Below are 13,057 nucleotides of genomic sequence, written 5' to 3' on the forward strand. Positions count from 1 at the left end.
TTCTAGTCGGCCGGCGGCGGGTGGATACTGTCCATCTCCCGGGTGATCACCAGCTTGTCGATGCCGAACAGGCGATAGAGTTCGTCCAGCGCCTGCATTGCCTCGTCGAGGCGGGACTTGTCAATGACATGCAGGGAAAAGCCGCTTTTCGCCTCAATGCCAAACCCGCGGGCAATGTCCTTGCCGAAAGGTTCCGAGGGGACATGCGCCTCCGTCATCCGGAAGACATTGGAAAACCAGTCCGGATGCATGCCGCGTATTTCGCCCAGCAGCAAGGCGGCCTCCGATGGCGGCAGGGCACAGTGGCCGAAAAATGAAATGGCCATGAATCACTCCTCGCTCCGATTGTTGTGATGGCCGTCATAACACCGCTGTTCTCGTCTCGTTACCAGTTCTGAAAATGACCGAGACTGACAAATGCGTGAAGTTGCAGTATAGAGCCTTCTCATGGGGAGACTGATTAATGCGATATTCCTTGCCGGGTTAATGCTCGCCGCCTGCACTGGTGGTAACGATGAAACAGAAGCGTTGCTGACGCGCGATCATGTCTGGGGCTGGGACAATGGTGCAGGCTGTGACGGCCTGATCGATGCCTGGGTGATCCGCGATGGATGGATCGAGATGTTCCGCGATGGCGAACCTGTCGACCGCGCCCTGTTGCAGCACCGGGAGATTGAACGTGAAAATCATGCCGAAGGCGTGACCGGCGGCATCGACGGCACGGTCTGGTACTTCATCGCCCGCGACCCGGCCTCCCCCGGCGAGGTTGTCCAGCATCGTGTGCGTTTCACGGTCAGTACCGGCCCGCGCCGCGAGCCGTTCCTGTTTGCCCAGCCCCGGCGCACGCTGATGCATCCAGAGACGAAACAGGAGCGGCGGATCGAGGACCCCCGTAAGGGACAGAAGCTTTCGCCTTGCCCAGAGGGTACGATCGCGCCTGCTGTCGACTGGTAAAGCTGCCCGCATGACAGTTTCGAGAGGGGCGTTGCATGTGCGCCGCTTGCGCCCTATTTCCCGGGAAGCATACACAGGAGCAAGATCCATGACCGACACGACTGAAAAAGCCATTCTCGCCGGCGGCTGCTTCTGGGGCATGCAGGACCTGCTGCGCAAGGTGCCGGGCGTGCGCGACACCCGCGTCGGCTATACCGGCGGCACGGTGGACAATCCCACCTATGACCAGGTCAAGACAGGCCGTACCGGCCACGCTGAATCCATCGAGATCGCCTATGATCCGTCCGTGGTTTCCTATGAGAAAATCCTTGAATGGTTCTTCCAGATCCACGATCCGACAACAAAGGACCGCCAGGGCAATGACCGCGGCAGCCAGTATCGCTCCGCGATCTTCTATACTGATGAGGCCCAGAAAAAGATTGCCGAAGATGTGATCGATGCCGTTGAATCCTCCGGCAAGTGGCCGGGCCCGGTGGTGACCGAGCTGGTGCCCGCGCCGATGTTCTGGCAGGCGGAGGACTTCCACCAGGATTACCTCGAGCGTTATCCCAATGGCTATACGTGCCATTATGTGCGTCCGGACTGGACGCTGGACAGCGCCAAGGCCAGCTAAAAAACCAACTCGCCTTCCTTTCCCGATGGCCTATCTTTCAGGTCATCGAGAGAGAAGGAGAGGAAGCATGGCCGATACGAAGATTTCGCAGGACATCATCAGGCTGTATGATGCCTTCACCCATGGCACGATGAGCCGTCGCGCCTTCATGGCGAAGCTGACCGTGTTGACCGGGTCTGCCGCCGCTGCCTCGGCCTGCGTCCCCACCCTGCAGAACAATTATGCTGCCGAAGGCGCGATGAGCGCGTCGGAGGCCATGGCCGACTACAAATCCACCGTCACCTATCAGGCCGATGTGCCCGTCTCCGGCACAATGTTCACACCGGAGACGAAGGGCCCGTGGCCGGCGGTGATGGTGATCCACGAGAACCGCGGGCTTAATCCGCATATTGAGGATGTTGCCGCCCGAGTGGCGCAGGCAGGCTTCCTCGCCTTCGCACCGAACATGCTGTCGCCCTATGGCGGAACGCCAGCAAGCCAGGACGAGGCGCGGGACATGATCTACCAGATCGAGACGGAAACGGCGACGAACCGGCTTTTTGCTGGTCTTGAGTATCTGCGCACGACAGAAGGGGCGACCGGCAAGGTCGGGGCCGTCGGCTTCTGCTGGGGCGGTGGGCAGGTCAATCGTCTCGCCGTGCGCGACCCGAACCTCGATGCCGCCGTTGCCTATTATGGCAGCCAGGCCGATGCCGCCGATGTGCCGCAAATCGAAGCGCCGCTCATGCTCCACTATGCCGGGCTCGATGATCGCATCAATGCCGGGATCGAGGCCTATGAAGATGCCCTCGAGGCGGCGGGCAAGGACTACACGATCCACATGTATGAGGGCGTCAACCACGCCTTCAACAACGACGCCAATGCCGCGCGGTACGATGCCGAGGCGGCGGCGCTGGCCTGGCAGCGGACCATCGATTTCTTCAAGGAACATCTGGCCTGAGGGTAAACTGAACCCTCATATAAGACGACGTGTTTCTGGAACATGTCAGACACAGAGAAACGCCTTTACGCCGTCTATATCAAGGGCAATTCAGAGCCGGTGGAAACCCACTCACCGGATATTCGCCAGTTCGATGACCGGCTGTTCCTTGTGCGGACGGATCAGACCCGCTCGCAGCTCTATCATGCGGTCAAGCGGCGCACGAACCCGGACACGCTCTGGGTCGCACCGCTGAAGGATCATCCCAAGTTCAAGGGCATGGCCGAAGGCACGCTGAAATGGCTGAGGTCTGAATAGACTTCAAGCCGGGAACGCGACCCCGTCTGTTCCCTCTTCCCACTGGTCGAATTTCGGCATGATCGCCTTGAACCGGTCAGAGGCGAGAAAGCGCTCCAGCCAGTCCTTGACCGCGGGGATCGGCTGGTCGTCGAACCAGTCCTTGTCGACATGGGCATACTGGCGCACGAAAGGTAACAGGGCCATGTCGGCGACGCTGACCTCCTCGCCGAACAGCCAGCCGCCGCGGCCGATCAGGCTGTCCCACCCGGCGAGAATCTCCAGCGCAGCATCGCGCTGTTCCTCGGCGACGATATTCTCATCCGGATAGCGCACGGGATATTTGTAGCGGTCGAGATGACGCTTGAAGGGGCCGTCATTTTCCACGATCAGCGCTTCGACGGCGGGGCGGTTCTCCCGCCATGGCTGCAGCCAGTTTTCAGGATCGCTCTGGCGCAGGGCCCAGAACATGATCTCGTCACTCTCCTCGATCACCCTGTCACCCGCCACAAGCACCGGCACCGTGCCCTTGGGACTTGCCTCCAGCATGGAAGGCGGCTTGTCGCGCAGCACCACCTCGCGCAATTCAACCGTCAGTCTGCTGATGGATATTGCCAGCCGGGCGCGCATGGCGTAGGGGCAGCGGCGGAAGGAATAGAGGACGGGCCTAGAGGTCATCGATCTCCTGAACTTTATGCTGTTGTATGGAATAAACTACGGGTGGCAGAAGAAATATGACTGCGGACATTATTGCGTAAGGTATCCAGACTTTTGGAGGTGCGTATAGTAAGTACATCCAGATTGCAAACCACAGGGAGGAAAGGATTACATTGGCGAATGACATAATGAATGCATTTCGCAAGTTTACAATTTTTAGCAAAAATGCGGGGAGGCAAAGCAAGGGTATGTACAAACCTGCAAAGTAAGCCCCCAGCCAGAACCCGGCAGCATAAACCAGCAGGAAAAAGAAATTGAGCTCTTCGAAGTTTCCCTGAAACCCCGGGGAAAACCTCCAGAATAAAGCAGTCACAATGACTGCGAGAGCAAACTCGATGACCCTACACCATATTATAATCTTGGTAGTCATGGGTACCGTATACTTAAAACCTCTAACTTATATTTTGAGCTTCGAAATCAGATTACAAGGCAAGTCAAAATCATAAGTTATTTCTAGCGCTGCTTCGTTTTCTCGGGTCTAGACCCGATATGGGTCTCGCCGCGCTCTCTGGCCAGCTGCACCTGCCGCTGACGCTCGGCGAAGCGGGCGAGTTCCTCTTCACTGCGCTCGCCGATGCAGTGCGGGCAGGAGAGGCCGGGCCGGTAATGCTCCGATGCCTTGTCTTCTGCCGAGATCGGCATGCGGCAAGCATGGCAGAGATCATAGTCGCCGACTTCCAGGCCGTGGCGCACCGACACGCGATTGTCGAACACGAAACATTCGCCGCGCCACAGGCTCTCATCCACCGGTACGGTCTCCAGGTATTTCAGGATGCCGCCTTTCAGGTGATAGACCTCGTCAAAGCCCTCGCGCAGCATCAGGCTGGAAGCCTTCTCGCAGCGGATGCCGCCGGTGCAGAACATGGCGACTTTCGGTTTCTTGCCTTCGGCCTTCAGCTTTTCGACATAGGCAGGAAATTCACGGAACGACGTCGTGTGCGGATTATCCGCGCCCTCGAATGTGCCGATGGCGACTTCGTAGTCATTGCGCGTGTCGATGACGAGGACGTCCGGGTCCATGATCAGCGCGTTCCAGTCGCCGGGCTCCACATAAGTGCCGACCTGCTCGTTCGGGTCGACATCGCCGGCGCCGAGGGTGACGATCTCCTTCTTCAGGCGCACCTTCATGCGATAGAACGGCTGTTCCTCCGCATGGGAATATTTCACCTCGATATCTGTAAAACGCCCGTCGCGGCGCAGCCAGTCCAGCACACGGTCGATGCCATCGCCCTGCGCCGCGATAGTGCCGTTGATGCCTTCTTTTGCCAGCAACAGCGTACCACACGCCCCGGCTTCCTCGCAGGCCGCGAGCAGGGGGCGACGCAGATCCGCATGGTCCGGCAGCGACACGAATTTATAGAGGGCCGCAACGACCCACTGATTTCCTTCAGTCTCGGTCATTCCAGTCTCAGGCATCCCGGGCCAGCATTCGCCAGCCTATATCGGTGCGGAAATAGCCGTCGGGCCAGTCGATCAGGCGGATCGCCTCATAGGCCCGCTCGACCGCCTCGCGCCCGTCCTTGCCGGTCGCGGTGATATTCAGCACACGACCGCCATTGGAGAGCAGGTGCACACCCTTGGCTTTTGTCCCGGCGTGGAAGACCTCCACGCCCGGAATCGCTTCCGCCGCACCGATATTGCGGATCTCAGAACCCTTCTCATATGCACCGGGATAGCCCTTGGCCGCATAGACGACGAGGGCGGCCGCTTCCTCCGACCAGCTGAAGGACTTACCTGACAGATCGCCCCTGGCAGCGGCGAGCAGCACGGGCACGATATCGCTCTGCATACGGCGCATCATGATCTGGCATTCGGGGTCCCCGAAGCGGGCATTATATTCGATCAGCTTCGGTCCGTCTTCTGTCACCATCAGCCCGGCATAAAGCACGCCAACATAGGGCGTGCCCCGGGCGCGCATTGCCTTTATCGTTGGCTCGATGATGCGCTCCATGGTCAGCTGCTCGACTTCCGGGGTGAAGACCGGCGCCGGGGAATAGGCGCCCATGCCGCCGGTGTTCGGGCCGGTGTCGCCATCGAAGGCGCGCTTGTGGTCCTGCGAACCGATCATCTTCACCGCGCGCGTGCCGTCGGTGATAACGAAGAAGCTCGCTTCCTCGCCCTTCATGAATTCCTCGATCACGATCTGCGAACTTGCACTGCCGAACTGGCCGCCCAGCATGGCGTCGATGGCATCGTGCGCTTCCTCGATCGTCTCGGCGATGACGACGCCCTTGCCGGCGGCAAGGCCGCTCGCCTTGATCACATAGGGCGCGGTCATCCTGGCGAGGAATTTCTTCGCGGCGTCGGCCTGCGTGAAAGTGCCATAGTGGGCTGTGGGGATCTCGAATTCCGCGCACAGGTCTTTGAGGTAAGCCTTGGAGGTTTCGATCTGGGCGGCCTTACGGCTTGGACCGAAGCAGGGGATGCCGTCGCGGGCCAGCCTGTCGGCGATCCCGGCGGCCAGCGGCGCTTCCGGGCCGACGACGACGAGGTCGACAGTTTTTTCCTTGGCAAAAGTCGCCAGCGCCTCGACATCGCTGTCCTTGATATCGACGCAGGTACCATGGGCGGCCATGCCCGGATTGCCGGGCGCGCAATAGAGCGTGTCGACCAGCGGGCTCTGGTCAATTTTCCATGCCAGCGCGTGTTCGCGCCCGCCCGCACCGATGAGAAGGATTTTCAACGCCTGTCTCCGAAAGAATTAATATTACTCACCAAGATTTCACGTGATGCCTTATGCGCGCTCGGGCTAGGTAAAATCAATGGCGGAACACGGGAAATTTGCGGCCGAGCCGGGTGAGCGCATCGGTGCTGATGAGGGTATTGCCGGGGAAGGAGCCACCCGGGACAGCCATTTGCGGCGGTGGACGCCCTGGGGCGGTGCCGTCATCGGCAATGTGGCCTTTCTGCTCATCTTCGGCCTTGTCGCGCGGGTTACGGTGCTGCCCGGCGTGCCCAACCCCGACGATACGATCCCCGTTTTCGTGCTGACACCGGAAGATTTGCTGCCCGAGCCTGAAGAAATGGAAGAGGACTTCTCGCCCCCCGAACCGGAAGAGGCCGAGGAGAACGCCTCCGTCAGCCAGGCGGAAGAGATACCGGACCTGGTCGAGGAGCCGCCTGTGCCGGTGGTCGCCGAAACGCCGGAACCGGAAACAACACAAGCGCCTCCGCCGACGCCGCGCCCGGCCCCTGCCGCGCCCTCACCCACAAACCTGCCGGATGTCGACCTGCCCGAGGCACAGGCCGGTGGCCCTGCCGGTGTTATCGCCCTGCGGTGTAACGATATTTTTTCAGATCCGGACAAGGCAGCCGAATGCGCCGGACGGCCAGAGATCCGATCCGGCTGGACAAGAGGCGATGAAGACTGGTCCGGCATCGTCGCCTCATTGCGGCGCGGCGGTATCGATGTGCCGGATGATGGTCCGCTGATCGGCCCGCCGACTGATGACCTGCCCGAAGGGTCTGTCTGGTACGAGCCGTTCGACGAAGGGCTGCTGATCGGGCGTGACCGGGCCCGCTGGCTGCGCAATGAGCGCAAGTTCGACGAATGGAAAGGCGCCAGCATGGGCGTCAGCGAGCAGATGAGCCCGGTCGACAACATTTATTCCGGCATGGGCATCGACACCCCATATTTCCTGGAGCGGTGGGAGCCGAGCTGGACCCTGCGGGACGATCCCTATGTCGACCCGAAAGTCATCGATGAACTGATAGCCGACCGGGAGCGATACCGGCGCGAAGCGAGGGAAGAATGAACAAGATTGTACCGGGTATTGCCGCAGCCATGGCGGTGCTGACGGGATGTAATACGGACCTGCAAAGGCGGCAGGAGTTTATCCCGCAGGCTGAGTTGCAAATGGTCGATGCCGACACGATGCGCGTTACCTATCGGCTCGCCCGGCCCGCGCCGGGGCTCGCCTTCCGCCGGGTGACCGATGGCCAGCGGGCTGAACGCTGGGTGCCGCTCGATGATGGCTTCGTGCTCAACCATGGCGGCGAGCGCGATTACGTCCAGCGCAGGGATGGCGAGTTGTTCACCGAGATCGCCTTCGATATCCCGGCGACCTTCATCCGACTGCCGCAGGATTATTCGCCCTTCATGCCATACAAGGACGGCGGGCTGCTGATCCATTCCGGTCGCTTCCAGGCCTGCGTGCGCAGTTGCGGAATCGTTGAGGAAGGCACGGTCTTCCCGATGCAGCTGATCCCCGGCGAAGGCCAGCATATCATTCTGGACGGGGAGGTCCTGACCGGTCCTGTGAGCTGGGACGATAAAGATGACGGCACCATGGTCTATCTCGGTGCCGCCGAGCCGATCGAGACGGACTATGTCGTCGCCGTCGTCGATCAGGCCCTGCCGGATGATCTGAGCAGCGCTCTCGATGAACTGTTCCCTGAGCTGATGGTTTTCTATACGGGCAAGCTGGGCGCCCTTGAAGACCAGCCGATGCTGTTCGCGGCCCTCGACCGGCATACGGAGCCTGACGGCAACCCGTCTTCGAACAGCTATTCCAATCAGGGCGGCGTACTGCCCGGTCAGGTCTTCATGCATATGAGTGGAGATGGCTGGCTGGAAACGGCGGAGGTGCGAGGGCCGCAGATCGTCGGTTTTGTCTCGTGGTTCTTCGCCCATGAGGCTGGCCATCTCTATCAGCGCGGGGCCGGGCGTGAATTCGACCTGAAAGTCGCGTGGATACATGAGGGCGGGGCGGATGCCTTTGCCGCTCTGGCGATGGAAGAACTGGATGCCGCACCCGCCGAGTATATCGCCCAGCGCAAGCAGCAGGCGATAGACAATTGCCTGCTGGGGCTGGCCGATGGCGATCTGCGCACTGCGCAGGATCGCGGCGCCTTCAACCTCTATTATGAATGCGGCATGGTCATGCAGCTCGCCGCGGACCGGGCGATCAAGGCACGCAGCGGCGGTGCGCAAGACCTGTTCACCCTGTGGGGCGTCTATCTGACCCGCGTAAAGGACGGCGCGCCATGGGCGGAGGAAACCTTCCTGCCTCTGATCGGGGAAATGGCCGGCGCCGAGACGCAGGCTTTCGCCGCGCGTATACTCGATGGCGATAGCAGCCTGACAGCACAGGAAATGCAGGCGGCAGTAGGATTGTAAGCCAGTCGCCCCGGCTGGTTGACCGGGCGCGGCGTTCCGGGGCAGGGTGAGGCCATGAGTGCGACCCCAAATATCAGGGAATATTCCGTCTCCGAACTGTCCGGCGATATTCGCCGGGTGGTCGAGGATTCCTTTTCCTATGTCCGTGTGAAGGGCGAGCTTGGCCGCGTGATGAAGGCCGGGTCGGGACACATGTATATGGACCTGAAGGATGATCGCGCGGTCATCTCCGGCGTCATCTGGAAAGGCAATGCAGGCAAGCTCGCGATCCGGCCGGAGCAGGGCATGGAAGTGGTCGCGACCGGTCGCCTGACGACCTTCCCCGGCCAGTCGAAATACCAGATTATCATCGAGTCGATCGAGCCTGCCGGTGCCGGTGCGCTGATGGCGTTGCTTGAGGAGCGCAAGAAGAAACTGCACGCCGAAGGCCTGTTTGACGAAGCGCGCAAGAAGCCGCTGCCTTATCTGCCATCGGTCATCGGTGTCGTCACTTCGCCATCGGGCGCGGTCATCCGCGACATCCTTCATCGCCTGCGCGACCGTTTCCCGGTCCATGTCATCGTCTGGCCGACCCTGGTACAGGGGCAGGGCGCAGCAGCGCAGATCGTCAAGGGGATCGAGGGCTTCAATGCCTTGCCGGAGGGGGGTGCCGTGCCGCGACCGGATGTGCTGATCGTCGCGCGCGGTGGCGGTTCGCTGGAGGATCTTTGGTGCTTCAACGAGGAGGAGGTCGCCCGCGCCGCGGCGGCCAGCGCGATACCGCTCATCTCCGCCGTTGGCCATGAGACCGATACGACGCTGATCGACTATGTCTCCGACCGGCGTGCTCCGACCCCGACGGCGGCGGCGGAGATCGCCGTGCCGGTACGCAATGAATTGCTGGCAGAGCTTTACAACAAGGCTCGCCGGCTGACGGCGTGTACGGAGCGTACGTTCGAATCGCGCCGTGTCGCGCTCATCTCCGCCAATCGAGGGCTCGGCCGACCGGAGAAGGTGCTGGACATTCCCGCCCAGCGCCTCGACCGGGCAGAGGAGCGCCTGAGCGGTGCCCTGTCCCAACGGCTGGAGCGCGCAGGCAACCGGCTCGGCCTTGCCGCCTCCGGCATCAGGCCGCAGGCGCTGCAGGTCGCCTTGCGCCAGCATCGCCGCCAGCTTGACCCGTGCCGGGAGCGCCTGACGTCTGTCGGACAGCGCTTCCTCAAGCGCTACGACGATCAGTTGACCGGCACGTCGAAACTGCTGGAAAGCCTGTCTTATAAAAACGTGATGCAGCGCGGCTATGCACTGGTGCTCGATGGCGAGGGACATGTGCTACGCTCTGCCGGTGAGCCACAGGCCGGGCAGGCGGCGGAAATCCGCTTCCATGATGGTTCGCGCCAGGCAGTGTTCGATGGCGAGGCGTCAGCGCAACAGGCAAGGCCTGCAGCAAAAAAGACGGCGACTGCCAAGAAGTCCGGCAAGCCGCCGACCCAGAAGACCCTGTTCGACTAGGCACGACCCATGACAGATCTAAGCCTGTTTATCATCGCGATCATCATCGGCTTCTGCATCGCTGCGGCAGGGCGCATTGCGCAGGGCACGCGCCGGACCAGGGAGAAAGGCAGCCGCTACAGCCTATGGCTCAACGCGGTTGGCGGCAGTATACTGATCTTCCTGCTCACCGGCTTGGTCTGGATCATGCTGGAGCCGAAGGTCGAGGCCCAGATCGCCCAGTGTGAGGCGATGATGGGCTATGACTGCGAGGATGCGAACCTTGCCCTTGTCGCCGTCCTGCTGATCGGCACCGGGGCGCTGATCCTCAACCTCGTCTTTTCGCTGGTCTTCAAGCTGATCCGCCAGCGGGGCAGCGCCAGCTGATCCTATTTCTTGCCGAAGATATCGCCGGTCGCCTTGATCATCGATGAGGCCGACTGGGCGATATTCATCAGGCTTTCGATGGCAAGCGCCAGTTCCGGCACGTCCTGCGACAGGGCGTGATTATAAAGCCCGGCATTGCGCGCGAAGGACGAGGTGAAGATCCGGTAGTTGTAATAGAACGTTTCCACCATGCGATATTCACCCTGCGGCAGGCCTTCCAGCTTTTCCCGGTTTCGTTCATAGGCGGACATATCGCGGGCGTGGGCGACATCGTTGATCGCCTGTGTGACGCCGTTCATCTCCCGCAAAAGCCGCATGATGAAATGGCGCAGGATGTCGCGCTGCTGGGCCTCGGTCGTCGCGGCCTTCATCGCCTCGGCCATCTGGACCTGTTCGCGCTCCAGCCAGTTGCCGAAGGAGGCAAGGTTAAAGCGCAGCTTGTCGAGGAAATCGAGTTTCTGCTCGATATCGATCAGCACCGGCTTGCACACATTGGACAGCTTGTTGGTCAGCCCCTTGTGCATGCGCACGACCGCGAACCGGCCGACGGAAACGATGATCTTGGCGATTTCGTTGAACCCCTGGATATTCAGCGGGTCGACGCCCTCATAGCTGCTTTTCTCAAGCGAAACGGAAGACAGTCGCATATGGCTGCAATGGGTGCCGTCAAACGAGATGGCATCGCTGATCGCCATGCGGTCGACCACAAGATCAGTTTCAATGTGCATTAAGATACTCCCCAGACTGTTCCCACGGGAGCCAGACTAACTACCGACCGGGTTATTTCAAGCCAAAATGCCCGCTTCATCCATCCTCTTGCACCCCCTCGCCAAGGCGGTTCAGTCCCGCTAAGATGAGACCCATGAACATTCTGAACTCATTCAAGAGCGGCAAGGCCGTGCTGGAATATCTCGATGGCGATTTCGACGTGATCGAGCCGGGTGCCTATGTCGAATGCGCCGTGACGGGGAAGAAAATCCCGCTGGAAGCGCTGAAATACTGGAGTGTGGACCGGCAGGAGGCCTATGCCGATGCCGCCACGGCGAACGAGGCCATCATCAAGGCGATGCAGGAGGACGGCAAATGGTAAGGCGTGTTTCGATGATGCTGGCGGGTGCCGCTGCGACCGCCCTGTGTGTCACCATGGCGGTGGCGCAGGCCGATGACGACAAGGTCTCCAATGGCGGCGACGCGATGAAAGCCGCGCTAAAGGCGACCGGCTATCAGGGCGAGCCGGGCAAGATCGAATCCTCCCTCAACGACACGAAAATTGCCTCGCTGCAGATTGATGAGTTCAAAAGCAGTGTGTCCCGTGCCGACGCTGCCCAGATTGTTGGCGACCTGGTCCAGGGCGGGCTTGGTATCGGTCAGACCCTGCCGGGAGCGACTGTAACTCTCGATGGCCGTGATGTTGCCGTCGATGGGGAAGGTCGTTTCATTATTGGGTTCGACCGCGATCATCCAAAGGCAGCCGAGGTCGTAATTTTGCTGCCCGATGGCAGTGCTCCCATACAGCGCGTTCTGGCGATCGCGCCACGCGATTTCCCGACTCAGAGCCTGACCCTCGACCAGAGCAAGGTATCGGGCTTTACCGAGGCGCAGCTGGAGGAGATTCGTGTCTCTACCGCCAAAAAGGACGCCGCTCGCGCCAAGCCAAGTCCGCGCACGGCGTATTGGGCCAACGGTTTCGTGTGGCCCGTCACGGGGCCTATCTCCGGCGTGTTCGGGTCCCAGCGCATCCTGAATGGTGAGCCGAAGAGGCCACATTCCGGTGTCGATGTCGCCGCGCCGACCGGCAGTGACATCGTTGCCCCGGCGGACGGCATCGTCACGCTGGCGGAGACAGGCATGTATTTCGAGGGCGGTCTCGTCTTCATCGACCACGGCCAGGGCCTTGAAAGCGCGCTGATGCACATGTCCCGTGTCGATGTTGAGGCGGGCGACGAGGTCAAGAAGGGTGATGTCATCGGTGCTGTGGGTGCCACGGGCCGGGCAACCGGGCCGCACCTGCACTGGTCGCTGAAATGGCAGGACCGACTGGTCGACGCCCAGCTCGTCGTCGGCGAGATGCCGGACTCCTGATATCTGTAAAGACCTGATTATTGAGGCTTACCATGATCCGCTTGCTGACCATTATCACTCTTGTTTTCTCACTTGCTGCCTGCGGTGGCGGTGAGCCTGATTCCGCCGTGCCCACCGATGATCAGCCAGCAGTCGATGCCCCGGCAGAAGCTGGTGGCGAGACTGCCACGGACGAGGGCGCGCAGTCAGGCGGTCGGGATTACCTGAACAGTGAAGGGCAGGAGACAGGGGCCATGTGTGGTGGCCTTGCAGGCCTGACCTGCGCCAATGCCTCAGACTATTGCGCCTTTGATGAAGGCCAGTGCTGGATGCCAGATGCCGCCGGCACCTGCCAGCCCAAGCCGGAAATGTGCACCCAGCAATATGAACCTGTCTGCGGCTGCGACGGCGAGACCTATGGCAATGCCTGCTCGGCGGCCTCAGCCGGTGTCAGCATCATGAGCCAGGGCGAGTGCGCTGAGGGCGGTGAAGAGTAAGTCTCTTAATCGCCGTACTCCAT

17 protein-coding genes are annotated in these 13,057 nt (G+C 60.9%); 11 read left to right on the plus strand and 6 right to left on the minus strand.

Annotated elements, in window-relative coordinates; genetic code table 11:
• Positions 1–2 precede the first annotated feature (2 nt).
• The gene (locus tag FF098_RS12055; protein ID WP_155140818.1) at positions 3–326 is read right to left on the minus strand and encodes a hypothetical protein; all 324 of its coding nucleotides are present in this window, start codon (positions 324–326) and stop codon (positions 3–5) included.
• Between the two features lie 121 nt (positions 327–447).
• Here FF098_RS12055 and FF098_RS12060 point away from each other — a divergent pair, with 121 nt between their 5' ends.
• The 4 genes from FF098_RS12060 (at position 448) to FF098_RS12075 (ending at position 2,804) form a co-directional block, all read left to right on the plus strand.
• The gene (locus tag FF098_RS12060) at positions 448–954 is read left to right on the plus strand and encodes a hypothetical protein (RefSeq protein WP_155140820.1); all 507 of its coding nucleotides are present in this window, start codon (positions 448–450) and stop codon (positions 952–954) included.
• A gap of 88 nt (positions 955–1,042) precedes the next feature.
• Positions 1,043–1,567 carry a peptide-methionine (S)-S-oxide reductase MsrA gene (gene msrA / locus FF098_RS12065; protein ID WP_155140822.1) on the plus strand — a complete coding sequence of 175 codons (525 nt, stop codon included), beginning with the start codon at positions 1,043–1,045 and terminating at the stop codon, positions 1,565–1,567.
• 67 nt (positions 1,568–1,634) lie between these two features.
• Positions 1,635–2,507 (plus strand): dienelactone hydrolase family protein, encoded by an 873-nt coding sequence (locus tag FF098_RS12070; protein ID WP_155140823.1) that lies wholly within the window; start codon positions 1,635–1,637, stop codon positions 2,505–2,507.
• A gap of 42 nt (positions 2,508–2,549) precedes the next feature.
• Positions 2,550–2,804, plus strand: coding sequence for a hypothetical protein (locus tag FF098_RS12075; RefSeq protein WP_155140826.1), 255 nt, complete (start codon positions 2,550–2,552; stop codon positions 2,802–2,804).
• A 3-nt stretch (positions 2,805–2,807) separates the two neighbouring features.
• On the opposite strand, the gene FF098_RS12080 is transcribed toward FF098_RS12075, so the two are convergent.
• The 4 genes from FF098_RS12080 to purD form a co-directional block, all read right to left on the minus strand.
• The gene (locus FF098_RS12080; RefSeq protein ID WP_155140828.1) at positions 2,808–3,461 is read right to left on the minus strand and encodes a glutathione S-transferase; all 654 of its coding nucleotides are present in this window, start codon (positions 3,459–3,461) and stop codon (positions 2,808–2,810) included.
• Entirely contained in the window at positions 3,451–3,870 is a 420-nt protein-coding gene (locus FF098_RS12085; RefSeq protein WP_155140830.1) for a hypothetical protein, read from the minus strand. The genes FF098_RS12080 and FF098_RS12085 overlap by 11 nt, the downstream gene beginning before the upstream one ends.
• Positions 3,871–3,953: 83 nt before the next feature.
• Complete coding sequence (gene trhO / locus FF098_RS12090; RefSeq protein WP_155140832.1) at positions 3,954–4,901, minus strand: oxygen-dependent tRNA uridine(34) hydroxylase TrhO; 948 nt, start codon at positions 4,899–4,901, stop codon at positions 3,954–3,956.
• Positions 4,902–4,908: 7 nt separating this feature from the next.
• Positions 4,909–6,183, minus strand: coding sequence for a phosphoribosylamine--glycine ligase (gene purD, locus FF098_RS12095; protein WP_155140834.1), 1,275 nt, complete (start codon positions 6,181–6,183; stop codon positions 4,909–4,911).
• A gap of 79 nt (positions 6,184–6,262) precedes the next feature.
• On the opposite strand from purD, the gene FF098_RS12100 reads away from it, so the two are divergent.
• From FF098_RS12100 to FF098_RS12115, 4 genes are read left to right on the plus strand one after another with little or no spacing between them, the layout of a single operon-like run.
• On the plus strand, positions 6,263–7,255 hold the full coding sequence (locus tag FF098_RS12100; RefSeq protein ID WP_155140836.1) for a hypothetical protein: 993 nt from the start codon (positions 6,263–6,265) through the stop codon (positions 7,253–7,255).
• Positions 7,252–8,619 carry a hypothetical protein gene (locus FF098_RS12105; protein ID WP_155140838.1) on the plus strand — a complete coding sequence of 456 codons (1,368 nt, stop codon included), beginning with the start codon at positions 7,252–7,254 and terminating at the stop codon, positions 8,617–8,619. Before FF098_RS12100 ends, FF098_RS12105 begins: the two co-directional genes overlap by 4 nt.
• Positions 8,620–8,673: 54 nt before the next feature.
• The gene (gene xseA / locus FF098_RS12110; RefSeq protein ID WP_155140840.1) at positions 8,674–10,110 is read left to right on the plus strand and encodes an exodeoxyribonuclease VII large subunit; all 1,437 of its coding nucleotides are present in this window, start codon (positions 8,674–8,676) and stop codon (positions 10,108–10,110) included.
• Positions 10,111–10,119: 9 nt separating this feature from the next.
• Positions 10,120–10,476 carry a hypothetical protein gene (locus FF098_RS12115; RefSeq protein ID WP_155140842.1) on the plus strand — a complete coding sequence of 119 codons (357 nt, stop codon included), beginning with the start codon at positions 10,120–10,122 and terminating at the stop codon, positions 10,474–10,476.
• Between the two features lie 2 nt (positions 10,477–10,478).
• Here FF098_RS12115 and FF098_RS12120 read toward each other — a convergent pair whose 3' ends face one another.
• The gene (locus FF098_RS12120) at positions 10,479–11,204 is read right to left on the minus strand and encodes a hypothetical protein (RefSeq protein WP_155140844.1); all 726 of its coding nucleotides are present in this window, start codon (positions 11,202–11,204) and stop codon (positions 10,479–10,481) included.
• Between the two features lie 143 nt (positions 11,205–11,347).
• On the opposite strand from FF098_RS12120, the gene FF098_RS12125 reads away from it, so the two are divergent.
• Genes FF098_RS12125 through FF098_RS12135 form a run of 3 tightly spaced genes read left to right on the plus strand, consistent with a single transcriptional unit; the run spans position 11,348 to position 13,034 of the window.
• On the plus strand, positions 11,348–11,566 hold the full coding sequence (locus FF098_RS12125; protein ID WP_373291494.1) for a DUF2093 domain-containing protein: 219 nt from the start codon (positions 11,348–11,350) through the stop codon (positions 11,564–11,566).
• Entirely contained in the window at positions 11,560–12,558 is a 999-nt protein-coding gene (locus FF098_RS12130; protein WP_205967484.1) for a M23 family metallopeptidase, read from the plus strand. Before FF098_RS12125 ends, FF098_RS12130 begins: the two co-directional genes overlap by 7 nt.
• Positions 12,559–12,590: 32 nt before the next feature.
• A complete protein-coding gene (locus FF098_RS12135) occupies positions 12,591–13,034 on the plus strand; it encodes a Kazal-type serine protease inhibitor family protein (protein WP_155140848.1) in 444 nt (147 codons plus the stop codon).
• Positions 13,035–13,057 lie beyond the last annotated feature (23 nt).

This window comes from Aquisalinus luteolus, assembly GCF_009712425.2.
GTDB classification, from domain to species: domain Bacteria; phylum Pseudomonadota; class Alphaproteobacteria; order Caulobacterales; family Parvularculaceae; genus Aquisalinus; species Aquisalinus luteolus.